A 22,864-nucleotide genomic window follows, 5' to 3' on the forward strand; every position below is an offset into this window, starting at 1 on the left:
GGGCCATCACTGCGCCTATATGCGCTGAAGATAAGTGACGGGATCGATGATCGGTCCGCGTGAGGAGAACGAGCCATGGGCTCCATGAGCATCTGGCACTGGGCCATCGTCATTGTCGTCGTCGCCGTCCTGTTCGGTGGACGCGGCAAGCTGTCCGGCATCATGGGCGACGCCGCCAAGGGCATCCGCGCCTTCAAGGACGGCCTGAAGGACGACGACAAGAAGGACGGCCCGCACGACGGCGTCAGCTCGCTGCCCCGCACCGATGCGGAAAAGGAAGAGCTGAAGCGCTAGTCGTCGTCTGTAAGGGCTGACGCATGGGCGGGCTCGGCCCCGGTATCGGGGGCTTCGAATTAGTGGTGATCGGCCTGGTGGCCCTGCTTGTGGTGGGGCCAAAGGATCTGCCTGTTCTGATGCGTCGCGTCGGCCAGATGGTCGCCAAGGCGCGCGCCATGGCCAACGAGTTCCGCTCCAGTTTCGACGAGATGGCGCGTCAGTCCGAACTGGACGACCTGCGCAAGGAGGTCGAGGCGCTGCGGAGCGGGCAGGGGGCCATGTATCCCCTGGGCGCAGACGCCGATGCGGCCTTCAAGGACATCAACGCCGGCCTGACCGGGCCGGGCGCGCCGGCCGCCCTGCCGGCGCCGACCGCCGAGGCGCCGATCATGACGCCCGCAGCCGACGAATGGCCCGATGCCCCGCCGCTCGTTGAGCCGACGCCGACGATTGAGTCCAAGACGAAGCGCGCGACGGCGAAGACCGCCGCCAAGTCCGCCGGATCGGCAACGGCCGAGACTAAGCCCAAGCCGCGACCGAAGGCGAAGCCGAAGGCCGCGTCCACGGCCACGATCCCCGCGACCAAGACGCCCGCCAAGCCCCGGACCCCGCGCAAGAAGGCCGTCGAGCTTTGACTTTTTCCGATCGTGACGAGGCCGAGATCGAGGCGTCGCGCGCGCCGCTGATGGACCACCTGATCGAGCTCCGCAGCCGGTTGCTGATCTGCGTGATCGCCTTCGGCCTGGGCTTCATCCTGTGTTTCGCCTTCGCCAACCAGATCCAGATCGCCCTGATCAAACCCTATCAGGCGGCGGCGGCCATTCATGCGGCGGCCCTGGCGTCCGGCGGACACGCCAACCCGCTCGAGCTGATCGCGACCATGACCGGTCTGCGCCCCTATCCGCCCGGCAGCGCCGCCGTGGTGCAGCTGATCGCCACCGCGCCGCTGGAGCAGCTGTTCACCAAGATGAAGATCGCGGCCTTCGGCGCGGCGGTCCTGACCTTCCCGGTCATCGCCTGGCAGATGTACCGGTTCGTGGCGCCGGGCCTGTACCGAAACGAGCGGGGCGCCTTCCTGCCGTTCCTGATCGCGGCGCCGGTGATGTTCTGCCTGGGCGGGGCGTTGGTCTATTATGTCATGCTGCCCTTCGTCATGCTGTTCTCGCTGGGTCAGCAGGTGGTCAGCGACGGGATTTCCGTGGCCCAGACAACGAAGATTTCGGACTATCTGAGCCTGGTGACCTCGCTGCTGCTCGCCTTTGGCCTGTGCTTCCAGTTGCCGGTCGTGACGACCCTGCTGGGTCTCGCCGGCATGATCAGTTCCAAGGCCATGGCGGCCGGGCGGCGCTATGCGATCGTCGCCGTGGTGGTGGTCGCCGCCGTGGTGACGCCGCCGGACCCCATCAGCCAACTGATGCTCGCCGTGCCCCTGGTCATCCTCTACGAGGTCTCGATCTGGTGCGTGCGGCTGATCGAACTGCGCCGCAGGAAGGCGGATGACGAGGACGGGCTGGCCTCGGCCTGAGCCCCGTCGCTCTAGCCCCGCTTCTTGCCGTCCGCGTGATCGACGGGGCAGACCCGTCGTGAGCCGGTCTGGCGGAAGGGCGACAGTCTGAGCTTGGACTCATGGTCGGCCGGCCCGGCATGGCCCTCCGGATGCAGTCCGCGATAGTAGAGTTTCTGCCATTGATCGGCGGGGGCCGTGGGCTTGGTCTTCTTGACCCACTCCTGGAAGGCCAGCCGCGAGGCTCGCCAGGCGTCGAAGGTCTGCAGCATCTCGGGCTGGTCCTCCATCGGCCGCAACTCCGGCTTCAGCCTGTCCAGCACGCCGCGCGGGGTGGGGAAGAAGAAGCAGAAGGGCTCGTTTTCCTCGAACCGGATCCAGACGTCGGGGCGGGTGAAGCGCCAGTTCATGGTGAAGGTGTAGGGCGACCAGTCCGTCTCGATCACCCCGCCCATCGGGGCGATGCCGTCCTTCATGGCGTTGGGCGGGCCGCCGACCCACAGGTTCCAGCCTTCCGAGGTGCGCATGATGCCGTCGACGTGGAAGGTCAGGGTCCCGCTGCCGAACAGGGAGACCGGACCCCGCTGCGGGTCCGAGCCGGGATCAAGCACGATCTCGACCGAGCTGGCGTCGACGCCGCCATGCCAGCGGGCCTTGAAGCCGCAGGGGCTGAGCATCTCCCAGCCGTGGGTGTTGGCGATGGCGAGGGGCAGGCAGCGATAGGCGAAACTGTCGGGCGTTTCGGTCATCCAGTCGCGCCTGGGCGAGGCCGGCGCCACACGCGGGGCCCAGCCCTCGCGCACATAGCAGACCAGTTCGGTTTCGGCCGCGCGGACCGGGGCGCCCTTGGGACGCGCGGGAACAGACCCCTTGAGACGCTTGACCATTTCGAGCCTCGTATGCCGCCGATGCGGCCTTATGGCATGGGCGCCGGCGGCGTGTAAGCCGGCCGCGTCTGGGCCGGCCGCGTGACGCACGGAAAAGAAAAGCCCCGGACGGCGGACCGTCCGGGGCTTTCCTGAAGTCAGACTGCTGAAGGGATCAGCAGCTGTAGTACATGTCGAATTCGACGGGGTGCGGGTGCAGTTGCAGGCGCATCACCTCTTCCATCTTCAGCTCGATATAGCTGTCGATGAAGTCGTCATCCATGACGCCGCCCTTCTTGAGGAAGGCGCGGTCCTTGTCGAGGTTCTCGAGGGCTTCGCGCAGCGAGCCGGAGACCTCGGGGATCGAGCCGCGCTCTTCCGGCGGCAGGTCGTACAGGTTCTTGTCGGCGGGCGCGCCCGGATCGATGCGGTTCTCGATCCCGTCCAGACCCGCCATCAGCAAGGCGACGAAGGTCAGATAGGGGTTGCCCATCGGGTCGGGGAAGCGGGCTTCCAGACGCTTGGCCTTCGGCGACGACACGTGCGGGATGCGGATCGAGGCCGAACGGTTGCGGGCCGAATAGGCCAGTTTCACCGGGGCTTCGTAGCCGGGGACCAGACGCTTGTAGCTGTTGGTGGTCGAGTTGGCGAAGGCGTTGATGGCCTTGGCGTGCTTGATGATGCCGCCGATGTACCACAGGCATTCCTGCGACAGGCCGGCGTATTTGTCGCCGGCGAACTGGGGCTTGCCGTCCTTCCAGATCGACATGTGGACGTGCATGCCCGAACCGTTGTCGGCGAACATCGGCTTGGCCATGAAGGTCGCCGACTTGCCGTAGGCGGCGGCGACGTTGTGGATCACGTACTTATAGAGCTGCAGCCGGTCGGCCATGGTCAGCAGGTCCGAGAATTTCAGACCCAGTTCGTGCTGGGCCGGGGCCACCTCGTGGTGGTGCTTCTCGGGCTGGAGGCCCAGGTCGCGCATGACGCCCAGCATTTCGCCGCGCAGGTCCTGGCCGGAATCGACCGGGTTGACCGGGAAATAGCCGCCCTTGGGCCCAGGGCGGTGGCCCATGTTGCCCTCGGTGTATTCGGCGCCGGTGTTGGCCGGCAGCTCGGTCGAATCATACGAATAGGAGGTGTTGTGCGGCTGGGTCGACCAGCGCACGTCGTCGAAGATGAAGAACTCGGCTTCCGGGCCGAAATAGACCATGTCGCCCACGCCCGAGGACTGGACATAGGACAGGGCCTTCTTGGCCATCGAGCGGCTGTCGCGGTTGTAGGGTTCGCCGGTGTCCGGGTTCAGCACGTCGCAGAACAGGAACATCGTGGTCTGCTGGTAGAACGGGTCGATATAGGCCGTGGTCAGGTCCGGCTTCAGCAGCATGTCGGACTCGTTGATGGCCTTCCAGCCGGCGATGGACGAGCCGTCGAACATCGTGCCTTCGTTCAGGAAGTCCTCATCGACCAGGTCGATGTCGAAGGTGACGTGCTGCAGCTTGCCGCGGGTGTCGGTGAAGCGAACGTCGACATATTTGACGTCCTTCTCCTTGATCTCCTTGAGGATTTTGCTGGCGCTCATTCTCGGAAGTCCTGTTTCTTGGTCGTTGGGGAGGAACCGATCGATCAGCGCATGGACGCGCCGGCCGCCGGAGGAGGGGTACGCGAACTCAGACGGCCTGGGCCCCGGTCTCGCCGGTGCGGATACGGATCACCTCGGCGACGTCGGACACGAAAATCTTGCCGTCGCCGATCTTGCCGGTGCGGGCCGAGGTCTGAATGGCCTCGACGACCGCAGGGGCGAGATCGTCGGCGACGACCACCTCGATCTTGATCTTGGGCAGGAAGTCGATGACGTATTCGGCGCCGCGATACAGCTCCGAATGACCCTTCTGGCGGCCATATCCCTTGGCCTCCAACACAGTCATGCCTTGCACGCCGACGTCCTGGAGCGCCTCTTTGACGTCATCCAGCTTGAAAGGCTTGATGATGGCTTCAATCTTCTTCATGGCGACCCCTGAGCGGCGTGCGGAATGCAGCGGCGCTCGGGCGGGAATGGGACACATCAAGGCCGTTCAAAGCAAGCGGTTTTCGCAGAAAAGTCACGGATATTCGGAGCCCGGATGATAGAAACCAACGACCCGGCGATCTGGCGCAATTTTCTTCCGTGGCCGGGCGCGGAAACGCACAAGCATGCGCGGGGGCGCCTTGGGGTCGTCTCGGGTCGGGCGCACCAGACCGGGGCGGCGCGGCTGGCGGCGCGGGCCGGACTGCGGATCGGGGCCGGGGTGGTGCGTATCTACTGCCCCCCCGACGCGGTCGCTGTGATCGCCCCCGCCATCGAGGCCGTCATGCTGACCCCCTTCGCCTCGGCCGAGGCCCTGGCGCGCGAGGTCGAGGAGATGGACGCGGTCGTGGTGGGCCCGGCGGCGGGTCTGGACGAGGCGACCGTGGCCAATATCCAGGCCCTGGCGTCCAGCGGCGCCGCCCTGGTGATCGACGCCGACGGCCTGTCGGTGTTCAAGGGGCGCAGCGCCGAACTGTTCGCCCTGCTGGACCGCGATGATGTTCTCACCCCGCACGAGGGTGAGTTCGAACGCCTCTTCCCGGGTCTTCTTCACAGGGGGCGAGTGGCCGCCGCAGCCGAGGCGGCGGAGCGCGCCCAGGCCGTCGTGGTGCTAAAGGGCGCCGAGACCGTCATCGCCGCCCCAGACGGTCGTCTTCGCATCAATCGCAACGGGTCGCCCTGGCTGGCCACAGCAGGAACCGGCGACGTCCTGTCCGGGATGATCGGCGGTCTGATGGCCCAGCGCATGGACAGTTTCGACGCCGCCTGCGCCGCCGTGTGGATCCACGCCGACGCCGCCGACCGATTCGGACCGGGCCTGATCGCCGAGGACCTGAGCGAGACCTCGCCGGTCTCGCTCAGGGCGTTGTGGATGGCTGTTCGCCAAGGGTAAGGGCGTCGCGGACGTCCTGCCCCTGACGAATTCTGAAAACCCCTGCGATCCCATTGTGGAACGCGCATCTGGAGCCTGCGCGACCGCCAGGCCTGGACTGCGGGCTGTTTCAAAACGGGACTATCGGAAGACGCCTGCAGCGCCTATTGCAGACCCCCTGAGGTGAAAAGGGTCTGTATTACATATGAGTTTTGCCTCGGGGGCGGTCCTGCGGCCCGGCCAGTCGGCGCTCGCTGCGTCGTCGAAGGTCGGGCTGGGCACAGTGTTGCTTCTGGCGTCTGTGCAGTTCGCGGCCTTTGTGGATCGCGCTGTGCCGTCTGTCGTCGCTGGAGCGCTGAAGGGCGAGTTCGACCTGACGGACCGCCAGATCGGCGCTCTGCAGGGCCCGGCCTTCGCCCTGACCTATGCGGCGGCCATGCTGGCGGCGGGGCACTGGGGGCGGCGGATCGAGCCCTTCCGGCTGATGGCGCTTTGCGTGGCCGTCTGGACGGTCGGCGGCGCGGCCTTCGCTCTGGCGTCGAGTTATGAAGCCCTGATGGCGGCGCGGATGGTGCTGGGGGTCGGCCAGGCCGCCTTTGCACCTGCCGCTCTTATGATCCTTGGGTCGTCGAGCGTCGGCATGGGGCGCGCGCGCGCCGTTTCCATGTTCACGAGCGGGTCGGCCGCCGGACGAAGCGGCAGCTTCTTTCTGATGGGCGCAATTCTGTTGCTGGTCGGAGGGCAGACCGTGGCGGGCCTTTCACCCTGGCGCTCGGCCTCCCTGATTCCGATCCTGCTCAACCTCGGCCTGATCGGCGGCCTTCTCTGGAAGGCGCGGGGGCGTCGGATGGTTTCGGCGGAACCGACGCGGGGCCTGCGCACGGCCGTCAGCTGGCTCGCCGGGGACGGACGAGCGGTGTTCGGGCTTATGGGGGCAAGCGCCGGGTGCGTGCTGTCGATTCAGGCGGCGGGCGCCTGGATGCCGTCCATCCTTGCGCGCGCGCATGACCTCAGCAGCGGTCACGCCGCGATCGCGATCGGCGGCGTGGTGCTGGTCGCGGCCCCTGCGGGCCATTTGACGGCCGGATGGCTGTTGGGGCTCGAACGCATGAAGGCGTCGGGACCTGCGCCGGTCATGGCAGGCGCCTTGGCCGTTTCGGTGCTCGCCGCCTTCGGATTGATGACCACGACCTGGCTGCCGATGACGCTTGCATGCCTGAGTCTGCTGGTCGCGAGCAGCGGCATGGCCGCCGCGTCCGCGCTGATCGGATTGCAGCCGCTGACGCCTGATCCGATCCGCAGCGGGGTGAACGCCATCTTTCTGGCCGCCGTGTCCGTTGTCGGCGTCGGACTGGGGCCGTGGGTCACCGGCGTGGTCAGCGACCGGAATATCGATACGCGGTTCGGTCTTGCGACCAGCCTGGCGTGTGTCGTCATGGTTGTAGCTGCGGTCATGATTCCCCTGGCGCTCTGGCAAGGCCGGCGCTGGATTTCCGGCCCAAATGCCCCTGGTTTCGGGTCTGAACCCCCTCGGATGCCGGCGGCGTTTAATTCCCCAATCAGGCGAAATACATAAAAACCCTGAGGAAAATTATATCGTCCACAGCGATATACCCAAATCTGGCGACGCTTAATGTTTTCTTAACTGCAACAGTCCGGTCAGCGAGACGCCCGAACCTAGGGCGCCGCGGGGGGACGGGCATTGCACGCTATCCAGCACGCGAATGTCGGCGGTGAGCCGACGTGGATGCGCCGCCGTGCGCGACACCTAGCCGGTTACGCCGCCCTCGGTCTGGCGATCCTCGCCGTCCTCGCATCCGCAGCGCCTGCCGCCGCGCAGGACGCCGGCGTCGACATCACCGTCTCAGCCGTCATTCCAGGTCGGTGTGGTTTCAGCCGGATTGCGCCGACGCCTCTGCGCGGCGTCACCCCGGATCTTGAGACGGCCCAGACCTTCAGCGTCTCTCTGCCGCTCGACTGCAACACGCCTTTCGCCGTCGGCGTTCGGGGTGAAAAGGGCCGTCTGGTCAACACCACCGGCGCACCCGACGGGTCGGGATACGCCTTCGACAAGAGCTATGGCGTACGGCTGACGCTGGAAACCAGCGACGGCGACGTGCGCAGCGGTCGCTGCCTGTCCGACCAGATCGTGGCCGGTGGAAACTGCGACTTCGCATCGGACCAGCCGGGCAGGGGGTTGGGCTCAGGCTCAGGCATCGCGGCGCCGGGCGGCGTGACCCTGACCATCGACTGGCCGGACCAGTCCACGCTGAACCAGCGCCTCGCCGCGGGCGACTACAGCGACACCATTACTCTGGTCGTCGGAGCGCGCGCCTGATGCGCACGTCCTCGGCCGGATCGGCGCATCGCGCCCTATCGAATTCGTCGACCGCATACCGCGGGCGACGGAGCCCTCGACGGGCCTTCCGCCCGCTCGAAAACACGCCGGGCTTCTCCGGCGCTCAATCCAAGACGGAGACTACCCTATGAAGCGTATCGTTTTCGCGGCCTCGGCCGCTGCTCTCGCCCTGACCGCCGCCGGCGCCGCCTCGGCTCAAGACAGCCAATCCGTCGCGATCAACGCCTCGGTCGCCGCCAAGTGCGGCGTCTCGGCTCAAGCCACCACCGTGACCCTGGCCGGCGACCTGACCGACTCGGAAGCCAAGGTCCGCAGCGGCGTGACCACTGAAATCGCAGACGCCCTGAACGGCGCCCGCATCATCGCCTTCTGCAACGGCGTGAACAACTCGGTCACCGTCGACCGCGCCGTTCTGGCCCGCACTGGCGCCACCGGCAACGGCCTGACCGAGGGCGGCTTCGCCCAGTTCATCCGCTACAACCTGGACACCACGATCAACGGCCTGGCCCTGGACACCACCAGCACCGCCGGCGCCTCGAACGTGGCCCAGCGCTTCGGCGGCCACGTCAGCCTGAGCGACAGCAACACCCACGTTCGTTTCGCCCAAGCGGCGTCGAACGGCGGCGCTGTGGCGACGTCGGGCGGTTCGAGCGACATCGCGACCAACTGGGGTTCCAACACCGACCGTAGGCTGGCCGCTGGCGCCTACACCGGCTCGGTCAATGTGACCGTTGCTCCGGGCGCCTAAGCCCCAATAAGCGCCGACGTTCCCACGGGGCGTCGGCGTCCGTCGGACCGGTCCCCCCGCACAGGGCCGGTCCGACCCCCTTTGGATCCACCAGGTAGTTTCCCATGATGCCCGCCGCCGCCCGACGCCTCGTCGGAGTCCTTCTAACTGCTGCGGCCTTGCTGGCCTCGGGCATTCCCGCCACGGCGTTGAATGTTCAGCCGGTGATCATTGATCTCCTGTCTTCTGGCCGGCGCACCTCGACGGTGCTGACGCTCCAGAATACTTTTTCCACCACAGTTCCCGTCGAACTGACCGCCCGCCGGTTGGACGTCGTCGACGGCGAATTGCGCGAAACCGATGTCGAGGCCGAAGACCTTCTGGTCTTCCCGGCCCAGGCCACCGTGGAGCCGGGCCAGTCCCAGGCGTTCCGGATTCAGTGGGTCGGCGACCCCGAGATCCAGGCCAGCCAGCACTTCTTCGTCACGGTCGCCCAGTTGCCTGTCGTGCTGCCTGAAAATCAGAACGCGATTCAGGTGCTGTATAATTTCAAGGTTCTGGTCAGCGTCGGCGCGCCCGGAGCCGTGTCCGCCCTCGCAGTCCAATCGGTGGCGATCGAGACCGGCGAGGACGGCGTCGGCCGCCCTGTGCTCATGGTCAGCAACTCCGGCAACACCTATGGCTATGTCGGCAAGAACCGTCTGACCCTGGTGCAGCGCGCGCCGAATGGCGACGAGATCCTGCGCGAATCCTGGGAGCCCGAGCAACTGCAGCAACTGATGGGCCTGGGCCTGGTGCCTTCGGGCGCCACGCGCCGGCTGCCGATCAATATTCGCCTGCCGCAGCCGAATGGCGCGGTGACGGTCGAACTGACGCCGGTTCAGGATCGGTGATCGTGTGATCGACGCTCAACCGCCTTCCTATTATTCCGCCGCGTCAGAGGCGGCGTTCGAGGTGATCCAGACCGCACCCCCGTCGCCGGCGCTGAACCCTTCCGGCCGCGACGTCTACCTGGGCGGACCGCTGAAGGACGGCCCTTTCATCTTGGGCGAGATTTCTTACCTGCTGACCGCCGACGCGCGTATCCAGGTGGACCTCGATCCGCTTCTGGACCTGCTTCAGCCCGTGATTTCGCCCGCCTCCTGGCAGGCGCTGGCCAGCGCCTTGGCGGGCCGGCAGCGGGTCTCGACCGTCGAACTGACGGACCTCGGCTTTCCGATCGCCTATGATCCGGCCACCTTCGGTCTGACGCTGTCGATCAGCCCTGATGTGCGGCCCAGAACCAGCCTGAGCATTTCGGGGGGACGTGAACAGTTTCGCGGGCCCGTGGCCAAGCCCGCAAACCTTTCGGCCTATGTGACCACCTATCTGACGACCGACTATGTGCATGTGGGCGAAGACACCGGCTTCGGCACGCCCAGCCTGCTGATCGACAGCGCGGTCCGATTCCGGGGGGTCGTCCTCGAGAACGAAGCGACCCTGGAGGATTCGTTCATCCGCGAGGGTACGCGTCTGGTCTACGACGACGTCGCACGCACCGGGCGCTGGACGGCCGGTGATCTGAGACCCCAGGCGCGGGGTTTTTCGGGAGCCAGCCCTATCGCGGGCCTGTCGCTGGAGCGGGTCTACGCCGATCTCGATCCCCAACGGAACATCCAGCCGAGGGGCCAGCGGTCCTTCACCCTGGTACGGCCTTCGACGGTGGAGGTGTTCATAAACGGCCGCTCGGTTCAGCAGACGCGGCTGAACCCCGGCTCCTACGACGTCAGCGACTTTCCCTTCGCTCAGGGCGGCAATGACGTGCGGCTGGTGATCCGCGACGATGCGGGCGTCGAGAGCGTGTTCTCATTCTCCATCTTCTTCGACCGAAGCCTGCTTGCGGCCGGTTTGACGGAATTCGGCTTCTACGCGGGCACGCGAACCGACTTCGATCAGGGCGGCCGGAAATACTCGGGGGACGCGGCCGGGTCGGGCTTCTATCGGCGCGGCCTGACCGACGATCTGACGGCGGGCGCCAACTTCCAGGCCAGCGCACGCGGCGGCGTGGTGGGCGGTGAAATCGTCTGGGCGGCGCCGATCGGCACGATCGGCATGAATCTGGCTGGATCGTCCATCGCCGATATCGGCGAAGGCTATGCGTTGAACCTCAGCTTCGAACGCGTCTTCGGCGCCGACCGAAGCAGCGCCCGTTCCTTGAACGCCACGGTCCAAACCATCAGCGAATCCTTCGCCACGCCCGGCGTCGAACTGGCGGACAATCCCTTCGCCTATGAGGCCGGGGTCACCTATTCGCAGTCGATCGGCACGACCCAGTATGTGTCGGCGGACGTCTTCTATTCGGTAGGGCGGGGCGCACGAGAAGACCAGGCGTCGGCCCGCGCAAGCTACGGCTGGCGCGCCAGCGGCCGGCTGCTGTTCAACGCCGAGGCGAATTTCGAGAAGCGTCAGAACCGCACCGAGACCGGCATCCGGTTTGGCCTCACCTATCGCATGGGCTCCTACGCCAGCGCGACGGCGGAGGTCGACAGTCGCCGCAATCGGGCGCGTGTCGGGTACCAGACCTCGCGCGGACGGGGCGTCGGCTCCTGGAGCGCGGCGGCGAACCTGGACACGTCCGAAGACGCGGCCGGGGTCAACGGGTCGTTCACAGCCCTGCTGAACCGCGCCGAAATCGGCGGGTCCCATCTGACGTCGTTCAACGCCGACAGCGGCGAAATCTCGGATCAGCGGACTTCATTCCGGGCCGGGGGCGCGCTGGTCTATGCGGACGGCAAGATGGCCGTGTCGCGTCCGATCTACGACAGTTTCGCCCTGTTCGCGCCTCACGCCAGCCTGAACGATTCCCAAGTCTATGTGGAGCCCCGCGAGGGGAACTACACCGCGCGGTCCGGTCGGCTGGGCGGGGCCGTGACGCCTGAACTCAGCGCCTATTCGCCGCGCACGGTGATGTTCGACGTGCCGGACGCGCCCACCGGCTACGACATCGGCGCCGGCTCGGTGCAACTGCTGCCGCCCTACCGTTCCGGCTATCTGATCACCGTCGGTTCGGACTATTCGGTCTCGGCCACCGGCCAGCTTGTCCAGGCGGACGGCGGGCCGCTGAAGCTCCTGGTCGGCACGGCCTATGAGATGGCGCGACCGGATCAACCCGGCGTGCGCATGTTCACGAACAACTCCGGCCGCTTCGCCGTTCAGGGCCTTCGGCCGGGCCGTTGGCGGATCGAGGCCGGGGTCGACGGCGCGCAGACCTATATGATCGTCATTCCCGCTGGCGCGGACGGCCTGGTCCGTCTGGGCGTCATCACACCGGAGCCCCGCCCATGAAGATCGTTTTGCCGACCGGTCTCGCCGCGCTCGCCCTGATGTTCGCGCCCGCCGCCGCACAGGCCGGATGCGCAGGGTTCGAGTCGCAGGGAACGGGCCTGTCCGTTCGCTACGATCCGTTCTCGGGTGCGCCGATCAATCATGCATTCAACATCCGGGTCAGCCGGACCGATCCCTCCGTGACGGCCGTCCGCTTCATCCTGGTCGACCCTGACCCCCGGGGCGGTCGTTCGCAGTTCGGGGCGGGCGGGCCACAGGGTTACGATGTCGAGTGGGCGCGGGACTCTTCCCGGCCGGTGTTTTTCAGCGGCGCAGAACAGCCCAATGCGACCAATGGCGCCGTGGTCAGCTTCAAGGCCGGGCCTGCGGGCGACGTCGTCAACGAGAGTTTCCGGCTGATGGCGCCGGCCGGCCAGTCTGTGGGATCGGGAGACTATTACGAACCGCTCGAGGTTCGTTACGTCTGCTACTCGGGCGAGGAGCGGCTCGACGCGGCGGAGATTCAGCAGGCCGGCCGGGTCGCGCTGGACCTGGAGACGCCGGACATGATTTCGGCCTTTATCGGATCCGCAGGCATGCGACGGGGCGAGATCGACCTGGGCGTCCTGAATCCCGATCAGTCCTCCAGCGGAACCGTGGTCGTGACCGCGCAGTCGACCTCGCCCTACGAGTTGAGCGTGTCGTCGAAATGGGGCGTGCTGCGTCGTGGCGACGCGGATGCCGCCGGCCTTCGCTATTCGATGCGTCTGGGCGGAATTCCGGTCGAGGCGGGGGCGGCTCTGGTGTGCGACCGCACGCCGGCGCCGTCTGGCCGCAGCCATCCGCTGCAGGTCACGGTCAGCGGCGAGGACGTGTCCGCCCAGCCCGCCGGCGCCTACAGCGACGTTGTGACCCTGACCTTTTCTCCGCGGCTCGGGTTGTCGCCCGGCGCCGGCTGTTCGATCTAGAAGATCATGCCCTTGGCTTCGGCCCGGAGGCTCAGGCTCATGGCGTCCTGAGGCGACGACAGGATGATGCCGAGGTCGCGCTGGCGGAACGCCGGCTGATTGCTGTCGATGATGACCGTCTGGGTGGCCGTCGAGGAAAGCGGCACACGCTGGCCGTCGACCACGGCGAAGGCGTCGACCAGGCCGGCGGGATGGTTGAGGATCAGGCGATAACCCTCGACGTTGTTGCAGAGCTCGGTCATTCGGCCCAGGCCGGTTTCGCCGGTTTCGAAGGCGGGGATGACGGCCGCGCCGACCTCGACCCGGCAGATGGTTCGAGCTGTCGCTCGAATGCCGATCGAAACCCCGCCGGCGAGGGCAGGGGCGACGCCCAGCAGGGAGACGGCCGCTGCAAGCGTGGCCGTTTTCAGAATGTCAGAGCGCGAAACCATCAGGCGTCCTTCCAGGAGCGAGGCTTCACTTTTATCCGCTCCGCCTGAAAGTCACTTTAACCGGCGTGGTCAACGCCTGTTTACCTTACCTCGACCATCCAGGACGCCCAGCGCCGTTTGATCGTCTCCAGGCGACGCGTCGGGTCATCGACCATCTGGCGGTAGGCGGCAGGGGATAGGTCGAAGCGGGCGCGGAAACGGCTGCGCATGTCCGCCTCGTTGCGGAAGGCGTATCGGAGCGCCAGTTCGGCGAGCGGCGTGGTGTCGTCCGAGCGATCCAGCGTGGTGCGAACCGCCGCCAGCCGCCGGCTTTGAATGAAACTGTCGACGCCGCCGTGAGGGGCGAGCAGCCGGTATAGCGTGGCCCGGGAAACGCCGGTCTCCCTGGCGATGACGCCTGCATTGAGCCCGGGATCGCTGAGACCTCGCTCGATGATCCTCTGGATGGCCTCGCGGCGATCAAATTCCATCCGCCGTTTCGAAGCCGTGGCGCCGCCGCCTGTCGGGCCGACGGCGAGCCCCAGCAGATCCACAAAGGTCCGGGACACCGTCGGAAGCGCATCATGCTCGAGCGCGCCGGCCCGGCGACACAAGGAAAGAAGATAGTCCCCCAGCAGACCGGCCTGATCGGGGTCCAACACGCGGCCATGCAGGCCGTTGGCGGCGCCGGCCGCAGCCTCGATCAGATCACGGGCCACGCTGACCGTGATCAGACGTCCATCCGGGATCGTGGTTCGGGTCTGTCGGCGAAGATCCTGAAGCACCAGGTCGCCCGGGTGGGCCTGTTCGAAACCGCTGACCTCGCTGCCGACGAGGACGCCCTCGACCACCAGATGAACGACGAAATGGGAAAAGCCGTTGAGACCGACGCGCTGCGCCGGACGGGCGTGCCCGACGCCCGTCAGCCGGCGATCAAACAGGATGAGACGATCCAGGCGATGAGCCGTGACCTCAGCAGACACGGCCTGTCCGCTTGAGACCACGTCCGCGCCGCCGTCATAGAGGTTGCGATAGGTTTCGGCGGCTTCGGGCGGCGTCAGGCCTTGCGTCGAAAAGCTGAAGCTTTCGATCATGATCCGGCGTTGGCCCGTCGGGGGCTCCGCGTGCGGTCTGTCGAGAGCGATACTGTGCGCCCAACGGGCAAGATGAAAAGCGGGGAAATGAATCCCTGTTTGGTACGCGGCACTGACTATCCTGATCTCGGCGAGATGGTGATGCAGGATTGGCGCCATCCTCAGCAGACGAAGCGAATCCGATCCTCCAGTCTCAATCGTGAGATCAAGGGCGCAATACCCACACTTGGGGATGGGGCGTACTTATAGCCAAGCCAGACTATTAATCTCTGGTAAACCATGTCGCTCCCGATGACTTCTCGGCTCGTTGCGCTGGCAGGCGCCACGGGACGGGAGGATGAGGCTCCCTCTCTTCACCTGTCCCGTTGGTTCGCCAACCACGCCATCGCCTGCCTTTTCCTTTCCGCACAGACCCTGGAGGTGCTGGATGCGAACGCCGCAGCCATCCGCCTCGTCGATGCGTCTGATGAACTCGCGCTCAGCGGCGGCAAACTGGTGGTCCGGGGCAAGGCGGCGGCGGAACAGTTCCGCCGGTTCGTCTGCAGTCTCGACGGAGCCCCCGAGATCCACATGGTCGGCGATCACCACAGGCCGCTTCTCATGCGCGTGGAAAGGGTCGACGAGACCGATGTGATCGCCGTTCAGCTTTTCCCGATCGCCCAGGACGAGGATCAAAGCCTGTGGGCGAACATGGGCGTGATCTTCGGCCTGACGCCGTCGGAGGATCGTCTGATCAAGCTTCTGGTCGGCGGCGCCAATATCAAGACCCTGTCCGAAGATCTCGGCATCAGCGTCGAGACCGCACGGACGCACGTCCGGCGTTCCTATCTGAAGATCGGGGTGAGCAATCGCGAGCAATTGTTCGCCGCCGTCGCGCCCTACCGGCTCAAGGGTTGATCGTCGCGCCGCCTTGGAACTGAACGGCGCATCCTCTTGAGCCGGCGCGTGGTGTTGATTGTCACAGTCGAGTTCTAAGCCCGGCGGAAGCAGCGCTGATGACGGCGCTGTCGTCTTCACGCTCGCCTGAACCGCACGTATTTCAAGCAGGCGGGTTCGACCGTTCCAAGTTAAACGGGGATCACCCATGCCCAAGATCGACCGCCGCGGCCTGTTGGCCGGCCTGACCGCCGCCGCCGCCTTTCCCTCGCTGGCGCGGGCCCTGAGCATCGCGCCGAAGGTGCGGACGGGTACGATCCAGGACGTCGAACATGTGGTCATCCTGATGCAGGAGAACCGCTCCTTCGATCATTATTTCGGCACGATGAACGGGGTGCGGGGCTTCTCCGATCCTCATCCGGCCCCTGCGCCCGGCGTCGACGGCCGCGCGCGCGACGTGCTGCTTCAACATGACGGCGGCGGCGAGGGGCCGGCCTGGCTGGCGCCCTTCCCGTTGAACACGCGTCAGACCTTCGCCCATATGCGGGTCGAGGGCACGCCGCACAGTTGGCCCGACGCCCAGGCGGCCTGGGACGACGGGCGGATGGGCCGCTGGCCCGAGGCCAAGCACGCCCATTCGATGGGCTATTATGAGCGCGCCGACATTCCGTTCCAGTACGCCATGGCCGACGCCTTCACCCTGTGCGACGCCTATTTCTGTTCGCTTCAGACCGGCACCAATCCGAACCGCGTCATGCTGTGGTCGGGTTGTAACGACGGGTCGGGTGAGCGCGGCGGTCCCTGTATCGGCAATTCGCACGACACCCTGCCGGGCGAGGGCGAGGCCATGGAGCCCTATCGCTGGACCACCTATGTCGAGCGGCTGCAGGCGGCGGGCATCGACTGGCGCATCTATCAGGACATGGCCGACAACTTCACCGACAACCCCCTGGTCGGGTTCGAGGCCTTCCAGAAGGCGGTCGCCGGGGCGCCGGGGTCCGATCCGGCCCTGGTCGAGCGGGGCCTGACCACGCGGGCGCTGGACGGGCTGAAGGCCGATGTCCTGGCCGGACGTCTCCCCCAGGTCTCCTATGTCATCGCCACCGCCAGCGGCTCGGAACACCCCGGCCCGTCCAGCCCGGCCCAGGGCGCGGACTATACGGCCCAGGTGATCGACGCCCTGACCGCCGACCCCGAGGTCTGGGCGCGCACGGTCCTGCTGGTCAATTTCGACGAGAACGACGGCTTCTTCGACCATGTGCCGCCGCCGGCGCCGCCGTCGCGCGATGCGGCGGGCGGACTGAAGGGCGGCTCGACCGTCGATCTGGCGGGCGAATATCACCTTCAGCCCAGCCCCGCCGACGCGCGTCTGGACCTGCCGGAATACCGCGGCCGTCCCTACGGTCTGGGGCCGCGGGTGCCCATGTATGTGCTGTCGCCCTGGAGCCGGGGCGGTCGGGTCAATTCCGAGGTGTTCGACCACACCTCGGTGATCCGGTTCCTGGAGGCCCGTTTCGGGGTCATGGAGCCCAATATTTCGCCCTGGCGGCGCGCAGTGTGCGGCGACCTGACGTCCTGCCTCGACTTCTCCGGCGTGGACGCCCGGCCCGTGCCTCTGCCGGCGACCCAGGCGGACGCCGCCCGCGCCGCCGCCCTGGACGGCCGCACCACCCCGCCGACCCCCGCCGAACCGTCGCGCCCGCACCAGGTCGCCGGCTTCCGCCCGGCCTGTCCCAGCGTCTACGCCCTGGAATGCGAGCGGGAGACGTCAGGCGACCGGGTGCGGTTGAGCTTCGTCAACACGGGCAACCGCGCGGCGGTCTTTCATGTCTATGATCGGATGAACCTGGAGGCCGGGCCGCGCCGCTACACGGTCGAAGGCGGCCAACGGCTTCAGGACGACTGGAGCACGGCCGGCGGCGTCGATCTGCAGGTCATGGGGCCGGACGGCTTCCACCGACGGTTCGTCGGCGCGGGGGACGAAGCCGTGTCCGCGCGCCTGGACTGGCGCGGCGCGGCGCCCGTTCTGGTCCTGACAGGCAGGGGCGCGGCGGAGGTGACGACCGGCGCAAGCGTTCGATCCCTCGCCGTCGACGGCGAACACCGGATGGATCTCGCCTGGGACGACGCCAACCATCGCTATGATATTGCGGTCGAAGCTGCGGGTTGGCGAAGCGAGTTCGCCGGGCGCGGGTGATCAATACAAAAGAAAAGGGGCGGCGCGCTGATGCGACGCCGCCCCGACACGGTTTCCGCCCGGATCAGAAGCGGTAGGCGACGCCGACCCGCAGGTTGCGACCGGGCAGAGGCGCGATGTCCTTGAGGAAGGACACGTGTTCGCGGGCTTCCTCGTCGGTCAGGTTGCGCGCCTCGGCGAAGACCGTGACGTTTCGATCCGTCAGCGGACGCCAGGCTGCGGCCAGGTTCAGCAGGGTGTAGTCGTCGGTCGGCAGTTCGTATTCGTTCGCGACCCGGTCCTGTTCCCCGACATGGCGCACCTCGACGCTGGCGTCGAACGGCGTGGAGGTCCAGGCGACGCGGCCGGTCAGGGAATAGGGCGGAATACGCGCCGCCGGACCCAGGTCCGTCTGGGCGTGGACAAAGTCGGCGGCGGCTTCCAGCGACAGTTTGCGGTCGCCGTTCTGCCAGGCCGTGTAGGAGCCTTCGGCTTCGAAACCATAGAAGCGGGCGTCGGTCTGGACGAACTGATAGACTGGGAATTCCTCGTTCTCTTCCTCGAACAGGAAGGTTTCGCCGGTGGCCCGCTCGTCGATGAAGCCGTCGTACCAGGAGTGGTAGACGTGCAGGTCGCCTGTGAACCGGCCGCGATCATAGTGCGCGGTGGCTTCGAGCGTATTGACCTTTTCGCTGTTCAGATTGACGTCGCCGGTCTCGTAGGCGGCGGTGGCGATGTGCACCCCGTCGGCGAATAGCTCCACCTCGCTGGGCGCGCGTTCGTTGTGCGCCAGGCTCAGGCCCAGGAACAGGCCGGGCGCGGGCCGCAGGAAGGCGGCGGCCGAGGCCGACCAGTTGTCGAACGTGCGATCCACCTGGCGGTCTTCGCCGATCGGCGTGGCGCTCAGTTCGCGACGATCATAACGCAGGCCGCCCTCGAAGCCGTAACCCTGGCGGTCCAGACGCTGGACCGTGTAGACGCCCAGTTCGTCGATGTCGGTCGTCGGAACGAAGGCTTCCTCGCCGATGGCCTGGAAGTTGCGCGAAAGGGATTGCACCCCGACCGCGCCGTTCCAGTCGCCGCGCGTGCGTTGCACCAGGTCGGCGCGGCCTTCCCAGCCGTCCGAGTTGAAGACCGTGCCGGGCTCGCCGACATCCTCAAACTCGGTGTGGGTGTAGTCCGCGTGGCCGTAGGATCCGCGCAAGGCCGAGAAGGGGCCGTCGTCGAAGCGATATTCGCCCCGAACATCATAGCGTTCCTGGTTCAGCTTGATGAAGACGGTCTCCTCGGCGACCGTGCCGTATTCACTATCGGTATTCTTGTAGGAGGCGCCCAGGAATCCCTTGTCGCCGATATAGGAACCGCCGACGCCCCAGGCCTCCAGATCCGAATAACTGTTGGGCTGGGATCCGCCTTCGCCCCGTTCCACGCCGTCGGCTGCGGCCTTGCGGGCGGACAGGGCCGGGGCGGGAATGTCGTAATCGTCCGACTTGCGCTTCACGCCATCGATGTTGAAGGCGAAATTGCCGCTGCCGAGGGTGACGCGGCCGAACGCGCTGCGGCCGTCGTCGACGCTGGACGCCTGGGTGGAGACGACGCCTGACATCCCGCCCTCGGGAATGGACGTGGGGATGCGTTCGTCGATGACATTGACCACGCCGCCGATGGCCGATCCGCCATACACCAGCGTCGCCGGCCCGCGGATGATTTCGATGCGGCTGGCCTCGGCCGGGTCGGTGGCTACGGCGTGGTCGGGCGAGACCGAGCTGGCGTCGATCAAGCCGATGCCGTTGGTCAACACCTGCACGCGGGGGCCGGAGAGACCGCGAATGACCGGGCGGCTCGCGCCGGGGGCGAAGTCGGTCGAACGGATGCCGGGGCGAGTGCTGACCAGATCGCCCAGAGACACGGCCGGCGCGGTGGCCAGGGTCTGGGCGTCGATCACGTCTGTGGCGATCGTCGTGGCGCGCTGGCTTATGCCATAGGGCGCGCCGGTGACGATGATGTCGTCAAGATCGACGGGCTTGGGGGCGGTCTGGGTGGGGGCGGTCTGGGCCGAAGCGGCGCCCGCGAGCAAGGCGGAGGCGGCGGCTCCAAGCAGCAAGGAGCGGGAGGAGGAAGTCAGACGCATGAGAAATCTTTCACCGGAGGGTGATGTAGTTATGAGATAACATCACACTTGGTCAAGACTGTCGCAGCCCCGCGCGTTTCATCCTCAAGGCCTGTGGCGGATGGGAGACTGTGATCGGTGACCTGGAACGGTCAGGTCCCATGAAGGGTCAGCCCCGCTCGGCCCACTTCAACAGGGGAATGAGCGGCAGGCCCCAGGCTGTGCCGCCGACGCCGAAGAACAGGAAGTCGATCCAGGGGGAGGCTGGCAGAAGCCCGCGCAGGGCGATCAGGCCCCAGACCCAGAAGATCAAAAAAACCAGCACGCCGACCGCCGCGACGAATCGGCGCGCACGGGGCGGCATCAGCGCTTGTTCCGGAACAGGAAGAAGGCGACCAGGCAGACGCCGGAGCCGATCAGGGCCCAGGGCACCCAGGCCCAGCTGTCCATGGTGCTGACGGCGAAAACCCGCACCGCCAGGAACCAGCCGCAGGCCAGGCCCACGCCGGACACCAGGCTGGTTCCGCCAAAGCCACGGCGGCCGGTGAGCAGATCGGCGATCCAGGCCAGCAGAAGTCCGCCCAGCACGGCGGCGACGATGTCGGCGTATTCCAACCCTGATCTCCTGCGGCGTCAGCGCCGTTAACTCAATCCGACTCGATCTTGTCGCGTCGGGCGGGCATACCGCCACGGTCGCGATTTGGTCACGGTCGAGCGCGACACCATATCCGGGTCAGTGTCGGGCGTCGAATGAACCGTTTCGGAAATCCAGATCGCAATCGCGCCGTCGCCGTGTGGCTGTTCGCCACGGCGGCCGTCGTCTTCCTGATGGTGGTGGTCGGCGGCATCACCCGCCTGACCGGATCGGGTCTGTCGATCACGGAATGGCAGCCCATCATGGGCGCGGTTCCGCCGCTGAACGACGCCCAGTGGGCCGAGGCCTTCGACAAGTACAAACAGATTCCCCAGTACGCCCAGATCAACGCCGGCATGAGCCTGGGCGAATTCCAGGGCATCTTCTGGTGGGAATGGCTGCACCGCCTGATCGGGCGTGTGGTCGGCCTGGTGTTCGCCCTGCCGCTGGTCTTCTTCCTGGCGTGCAGGATGTCGCCGCAGCGTTCGGTCCTGCGGCAATGGGCCATGCCCGACCGGCTGATTTGGCGCTGCGTGTTGCTGCTGGCCCTGGGCGGGCTTCAGGGGCTGATCGGCTGGTGGATGGTGTCCAGCGGCCTGTCGGAGCGGGTCAGCGTCGCGCCCGAGCGTCTGGCGACCCACCTGGGCCTGGCCTTCGTTCTGTTCGCCGCCCTGATCTGGACCGGGCTTGAGGCCTGGAACGGCGAGGATCACGGGCGCGCGCCGGGCGGATGGGCGCGCGGTGCCGGGATTCTGCTGGGCGTGGTCTTCGTCCAGTGTCTGCTGGGCGCCCTGGTCGCGGGCGGTCACGCGGGACTGGTCTATACCGACTGGCCGCTGATGGACGGGGCGATCCTGCCGCCGGCCGACTGGAGCCTGGGCGCCGGGGCCTTCCTGCATGACAAGGCCCTGATTCAGTTCAATCACCGGCTTGTGGCCTATGGGCTGCTGATCGCCGTCAGCATCTACGCCTTCCAGGCCTGGCGCTGGCGCGTGGCCGAAGGAATGGGGCTGGCGGCCTTTGTCCTGGCCGCCGTGGTCTGGCTTCAGGCCGTGCTGGGGATCGTCACCCTGATGCACGCCGTGCCGGTATGGCTGGGCGTGCTGCACCAGGCCGGGGCCGCCGTCGTCCTGGCTGTGGCGACGGCGAACCTTTGGCTGGTGCTGCGGGCTCAGCCCCGGATTTTCATGTCCGGACCGAGGACCATGGGCCTCTGATCGCCAGGGTCATGCCCGGGTACATGATGTTGACGAACAGCACCTCGCCGTCGGGCGAGAAACAGGCGCCCGCGAACTCGGAGTTGCCGGTGAAGACGTTGCGCCCGATCGTATAGACCTTGCCGTCCGGGGTGACGCCCTTCAGGTGGTTGCGGACGTCGGTGGAGTAGTTGTCCTCGCACAGGATCAGATGGCCCCACGGCGCGACGGTGATATTGTCGGCCATGTTCATGGTCTTCAGGTCCGTGCTTTCCACGAACAACTGGAGCCTATCCGCGGCGCCGTTCAGGCCCGGAACCAGCCGCATGACCTGGCCGCGATGGATCGGCCCGCCCGAGGTGGCGGTGAAGTACATTTCATTGTCGCCCCACCACACGCCTTCGCCGCGCGCCACCAGGGCCGCGCCCGCGGCGTGGCCGCGTTTGGCCAGGTCGCCGTTCGGGGATTCGACGTCGTCCAGGTCGATCCATTCGATCTCGCGCCAGTCGCCGACCTCCCACGTGCGGGCGTCATGGTTGCGGGTGTCCGCCGCGGGGACGCCCTTCCAGGCCAGGGCCTGAAGCTTGCCGCCCCGGACCAGTTCGCCGGGCGTGTTGGGAATGAAGCGGTAGAAGAGGCCGGTGTGATCGTCCTCGGTCAGATAGACCATGCCGGTGCGCGGATCGATGCAGACGGCCTCGTGATCGAACCGGCCCATGGCCTTCAGCGGCACGGGATCCACCAGGCCGGTGGCTGTCGCCGGCACTTCGAACACCCAGCCGTGGTTCTTGGCCACGTCCGCGTCGGCCGGCGTTTCAAGGGTTTCCTCGCAGCTGAGCCAGCTGCCCCAGGGCGTCGGGCCGCCGCAGCAGTTGGTCGAGGTGCCGGCCAGGGTCAGGTGCTGGCTGACCTTCTGGCGGGTTTGAAGATCATAGATGATTGTGGAGCATCCGCCGGGCAGGGGGCGGCCGTCCTTGTAGGTGTCATAGGCCTTGGCCGCATCCAGCAGACCGAGACGTTCTTCATGCAGACCGCCTGGGCCCAGATTGCGGTGCAGGCCGGAAGAACCCTTCAGCTCGTGATTGACCACCAGGGCGACCCTAGATCCTTCCAGCGGGAAACAGGCCATGCCGTCGGGTTGACCCGGCACGAACAGTCCGTCGTCCATGGTGTCGCCGCCTTGGACCACCACTTGGTAGGAGAAGCCCTCGGGCAGATCGAGCAGTCGGTTCGGATCGGTGATCAGCGGGCCATAGCCGTGAACCTCGTTGACATAGGTTTCTTCGCCGGCGGTCTGGGCGGAGGCGTGGCGGGCCAGTCCTGCAAAGGCGAGGGCGGCGCTCGAGGCGATCAGGCCGCGACGGTGAAGATTCATAAGGAGGCTCCGAAGGGTTTGGTCCCCGATGACTGCAAATGGCTATGGTTT

General features: G+C 66.7%; 22 protein-coding genes. 13 read left to right on the top strand and 9 right to left on the bottom strand.

The genetic code is table 11. From position 1 onward, the window contains the following. Window positions 1-75 precede the first annotated feature (75 nt). From GYM46_RS15430 to tatC, 3 genes are read left to right on the top strand one after another with little or no spacing between them, the layout of a single operon-like run. Window positions 76-294: a twin-arginine translocase TatA/TatE family subunit gene (locus GYM46_RS15430; RefSeq protein WP_008260124.1), complete on the top strand. Its 219-nt coding sequence runs from the start codon at window positions 76-78 to the stop codon at window positions 292-294. A gap of 23 nt (window positions 295-317) precedes the next feature. Next, window positions 318-911, top strand: a complete 594-nt coding sequence (gene tatB / locus GYM46_RS15435) for a Sec-independent protein translocase protein TatB (RefSeq protein WP_040349571.1) — start codon at window positions 318-320, stop codon at window positions 909-911. Beyond that, entirely contained in the window at window positions 908-1,801 is an 894-nt protein-coding gene (gene tatC, locus GYM46_RS15440) for a twin-arginine translocase subunit TatC (RefSeq protein ID WP_008258703.1), read from the top strand. The genes tatB and tatC overlap by 4 nt, the downstream gene beginning before the upstream one ends. Before the next feature lie 11 nt (window positions 1,802-1,812). On the opposite strand, the gene GYM46_RS15445 is transcribed toward tatC, so the two are convergent. From GYM46_RS15445 to GYM46_RS15455, 3 genes are all read right to left on the bottom strand, one after another. Then, complete coding sequence (locus GYM46_RS15445; protein ID WP_008259569.1) at window positions 1,813-2,667, bottom strand: DUF6065 family protein; 855 nt, start codon at window positions 2,665-2,667, stop codon at window positions 1,813-1,815. Window positions 2,668-2,821: 154 nt separating this feature from the next. After that, a complete protein-coding gene (gene glnA, locus GYM46_RS15450; RefSeq protein WP_008258959.1) occupies window positions 2,822-4,228 on the bottom strand; it encodes a type I glutamate--ammonia ligase in 1,407 nt (468 codons plus the stop codon). Window positions 4,229-4,316: 88 nt separating this feature from the next. After that, window positions 4,317-4,655 carry a P-II family nitrogen regulator gene (locus GYM46_RS15455; RefSeq protein ID WP_008261682.1) on the bottom strand — a complete coding sequence of 113 codons (339 nt, stop codon included), beginning with the start codon at window positions 4,653-4,655 and terminating at the stop codon, window positions 4,317-4,319. 114 nt (window positions 4,656-4,769) lie between these two features. Between GYM46_RS15455 and GYM46_RS15460 the strand changes: the two genes are divergently transcribed. The 7 genes from GYM46_RS15460 to GYM46_RS15490 all read left to right on the top strand — a co-directional run bounded on the left by GYM46_RS15460 (window position 4,770) and on the right by GYM46_RS15490 (window position 12,942). Further along, window positions 4,770-5,606, top strand: coding sequence for an NAD(P)H-hydrate dehydratase (locus tag GYM46_RS15460; protein WP_008263982.1), 837 nt, complete (start codon window positions 4,770-4,772; stop codon window positions 5,604-5,606). A gap of 280 nt (window positions 5,607-5,886) precedes the next feature. After that, window positions 5,887-7,161: an MFS transporter gene (locus GYM46_RS15465; RefSeq protein WP_008261689.1), complete on the top strand. Its 1,275-nt coding sequence runs from the start codon at window positions 5,887-5,889 to the stop codon at window positions 7,159-7,161. Window positions 7,162-7,332: 171 nt separating this feature from the next. Then, window positions 7,333-7,923, top strand: a complete 591-nt coding sequence (locus GYM46_RS15470; protein ID WP_008261880.1) for a hypothetical protein — start codon at window positions 7,333-7,335, stop codon at window positions 7,921-7,923. 148 nt (window positions 7,924-8,071) lie between these two features. Continuing rightward, window positions 8,072-8,692 carry a hypothetical protein gene (locus GYM46_RS15475; RefSeq protein ID WP_008263118.1) on the top strand — a complete coding sequence of 207 codons (621 nt, stop codon included), beginning with the start codon at window positions 8,072-8,074 and terminating at the stop codon, window positions 8,690-8,692. Window positions 8,693-8,796: 104 nt separating this feature from the next. Further along, entirely contained in the window at window positions 8,797-9,564 is a 768-nt protein-coding gene (locus tag GYM46_RS15480; RefSeq protein ID WP_008260166.1) for a fimbria/pilus periplasmic chaperone, read from the top strand. A 4-nt stretch (window positions 9,565-9,568) separates the two neighbouring features. After that, window positions 9,569-11,995: a fimbria/pilus outer membrane usher protein gene (locus GYM46_RS15485; protein WP_008264092.1), complete on the top strand. Its 2,427-nt coding sequence runs from the start codon at window positions 9,569-9,571 to the stop codon at window positions 11,993-11,995. After that, the gene (locus GYM46_RS15490; RefSeq protein WP_008261057.1) at window positions 11,992-12,942 is read left to right on the top strand and encodes a hypothetical protein; all 951 of its coding nucleotides are present in this window, start codon (window positions 11,992-11,994) and stop codon (window positions 12,940-12,942) included. The genes GYM46_RS15485 and GYM46_RS15490 overlap by 4 nt, the downstream gene beginning before the upstream one ends. Here GYM46_RS15490 and GYM46_RS15495 read toward each other — a convergent pair. Next, complete coding sequence (locus tag GYM46_RS15495) at window positions 12,939-13,373, bottom strand: hypothetical protein (protein ID WP_008259387.1); 435 nt, start codon at window positions 13,371-13,373, stop codon at window positions 12,939-12,941. The two genes, GYM46_RS15490 and GYM46_RS15495, sit on opposite strands and share 4 nt — an antisense overlap. Before the next feature lie 80 nt (window positions 13,374-13,453). Next, entirely contained in the window at window positions 13,454-14,446 is a 993-nt protein-coding gene (locus tag GYM46_RS15500; protein ID WP_008263159.1) for a helix-turn-helix domain-containing protein, read from the bottom strand. Between the two features lie 291 nt (window positions 14,447-14,737). Here GYM46_RS15500 and GYM46_RS15505 point away from each other — a divergent pair, with 291 nt between their 5' ends. Together GYM46_RS15505 and GYM46_RS15510 are read left to right on the top strand one after the other, a co-directional pair. Continuing rightward, a complete protein-coding gene (locus GYM46_RS15505; protein ID WP_040349567.1) occupies window positions 14,738-15,343 on the top strand; it encodes a helix-turn-helix transcriptional regulator in 606 nt (201 codons plus the stop codon). A 187-nt stretch (window positions 15,344-15,530) separates the two neighbouring features. Then, window positions 15,531-17,519, top strand: coding sequence for a phosphocholine-specific phospholipase C (locus GYM46_RS15510; RefSeq protein ID WP_008260369.1), 1,989 nt, complete (start codon window positions 15,531-15,533; stop codon window positions 17,517-17,519). Window positions 17,520-17,583: 64 nt separating this feature from the next. Here the strand turns inward: GYM46_RS15510 and GYM46_RS15515 are convergent, their stop codons facing one another. The 3 genes from GYM46_RS15515 to GYM46_RS15525 all read right to left on the bottom strand — a co-directional run bounded on the left by GYM46_RS15515 (window position 17,584) and on the right by GYM46_RS15525 (window position 20,223). After that, a complete protein-coding gene (locus GYM46_RS15515; RefSeq protein WP_040349564.1) occupies window positions 17,584-19,629 on the bottom strand; it encodes a TonB-dependent receptor in 2,046 nt (681 codons plus the stop codon). A 148-nt stretch (window positions 19,630-19,777) separates the two neighbouring features. Then, window positions 19,778-19,972: a DUF2842 domain-containing protein gene (locus GYM46_RS15520; RefSeq protein ID WP_008261676.1), complete on the bottom strand. Its 195-nt coding sequence runs from the start codon at window positions 19,970-19,972 to the stop codon at window positions 19,778-19,780. Continuing rightward, entirely contained in the window at window positions 19,972-20,223 is a 252-nt protein-coding gene (locus tag GYM46_RS15525; protein WP_008260584.1) for a hypothetical protein, read from the bottom strand. The genes GYM46_RS15520 and GYM46_RS15525 overlap by 1 nt, the downstream gene beginning before the upstream one ends. A gap of 135 nt (window positions 20,224-20,358) precedes the next feature. Between GYM46_RS15525 and GYM46_RS15530 the strand changes: the two genes are divergently transcribed. Continuing rightward, a complete protein-coding gene (locus tag GYM46_RS15530; protein ID WP_008259416.1) occupies window positions 20,359-21,459 on the top strand; it encodes a COX15/CtaA family protein in 1,101 nt (366 codons plus the stop codon). Here GYM46_RS15530 and GYM46_RS15535 read toward each other — a convergent pair. Then, complete coding sequence (locus tag GYM46_RS15535; protein ID WP_008264151.1) at window positions 21,428-22,813, bottom strand: alkaline phosphatase PhoX; 1,386 nt, start codon at window positions 22,811-22,813, stop codon at window positions 21,428-21,430. The two genes, GYM46_RS15530 and GYM46_RS15535, sit on opposite strands and share 32 nt — an antisense overlap. Window positions 22,814-22,864: the final 51 nt, after the last annotated feature.

Origin of the sequence: Brevundimonas mediterranea (assembly GCF_011064825.1) — a bacterium.
In the GTDB taxonomy this organism is placed as follows: domain Bacteria; phylum Pseudomonadota; class Alphaproteobacteria; order Caulobacterales; family Caulobacteraceae; genus Brevundimonas; species Brevundimonas mediterranea_A.

Bases quoted from the DNA above. Each gene is read 5' to 3' on its own strand.
- glnA (WP_008258959.1), bottom strand. From the start codon at position 4,228: ATGAGCGCCAGCAAAATCCTCAAGGAGATCAAGGAGAAGGACGTCAAA.
- GYM46_RS15510 (WP_008260369.1), top strand. From the start codon at position 15,531: ATGCCCAAGATCGACCGCCGCGGCCTGTTGGCCGGCCTGACCGCCGCC.
- GYM46_RS15515 (WP_040349564.1), bottom strand. From the start codon at position 19,629: ATGCGTCTGACTTCCTCCTCCCGCTCCTTGCTGCTTGGAGCCGCCGCC.
- GYM46_RS15475 (WP_008263118.1), top strand. From the start codon at position 8,072: ATGAAGCGTATCGTTTTCGCGGCCTCGGCCGCTGCTCTCGCCCTGACC.
- GYM46_RS15505 (WP_040349567.1), top strand. From the start codon at position 14,738: ATGACTTCTCGGCTCGTTGCGCTGGCAGGCGCCACGGGACGGGAGGAT.
- GYM46_RS15455 (WP_008261682.1), bottom strand. From the start codon at position 4,655: ATGAAGAAGATTGAAGCCATCATCAAGCCTTTCAAGCTGGATGACGTC.
- GYM46_RS15460 (WP_008263982.1), top strand. From the start codon at position 4,770: ATGATAGAAACCAACGACCCGGCGATCTGGCGCAATTTTCTTCCGTGG.
- GYM46_RS15480 (WP_008260166.1), top strand. From the start codon at position 8,797: ATGATGCCCGCCGCCGCCCGACGCCTCGTCGGAGTCCTTCTAACTGCT.
- GYM46_RS15500 (WP_008263159.1), bottom strand. From the start codon at position 14,446: ATGATCGAAAGCTTCAGCTTTTCGACGCAAGGCCTGACGCCGCCCGAA.
- GYM46_RS15535 (WP_008264151.1), bottom strand. From the start codon at position 22,813: ATGAATCTTCACCGTCGCGGCCTGATCGCCTCGAGCGCCGCCCTCGCC.
- GYM46_RS15490 (WP_008261057.1), top strand. From the start codon at position 11,992: ATGAAGATCGTTTTGCCGACCGGTCTCGCCGCGCTCGCCCTGATGTTC.
- GYM46_RS15520 (WP_008261676.1), bottom strand. From the start codon at position 19,972: ATGCCGCCCCGTGCGCGCCGATTCGTCGCGGCGGTCGGCGTGCTGGTT.
- GYM46_RS15470 (WP_008261880.1), top strand. From the start codon at position 7,333: ATGCGCCGCCGTGCGCGACACCTAGCCGGTTACGCCGCCCTCGGTCTG.
- GYM46_RS15430 (WP_008260124.1), top strand. From the start codon at position 76: ATGGGCTCCATGAGCATCTGGCACTGGGCCATCGTCATTGTCGTCGTC.
- GYM46_RS15445 (WP_008259569.1), bottom strand. From the start codon at position 2,667: ATGGTCAAGCGTCTCAAGGGGTCTGTTCCCGCGCGTCCCAAGGGCGCC.
- GYM46_RS15530 (WP_008259416.1), top strand. From the start codon at position 20,359: ATGAACCGTTTCGGAAATCCAGATCGCAATCGCGCCGTCGCCGTGTGG.
- GYM46_RS15495 (WP_008259387.1), bottom strand. From the start codon at position 13,373: ATGGTTTCGCGCTCTGACATTCTGAAAACGGCCACGCTTGCAGCGGCC.
- tatB (WP_040349571.1), top strand. From the start codon at position 318: ATGGGCGGGCTCGGCCCCGGTATCGGGGGCTTCGAATTAGTGGTGATC.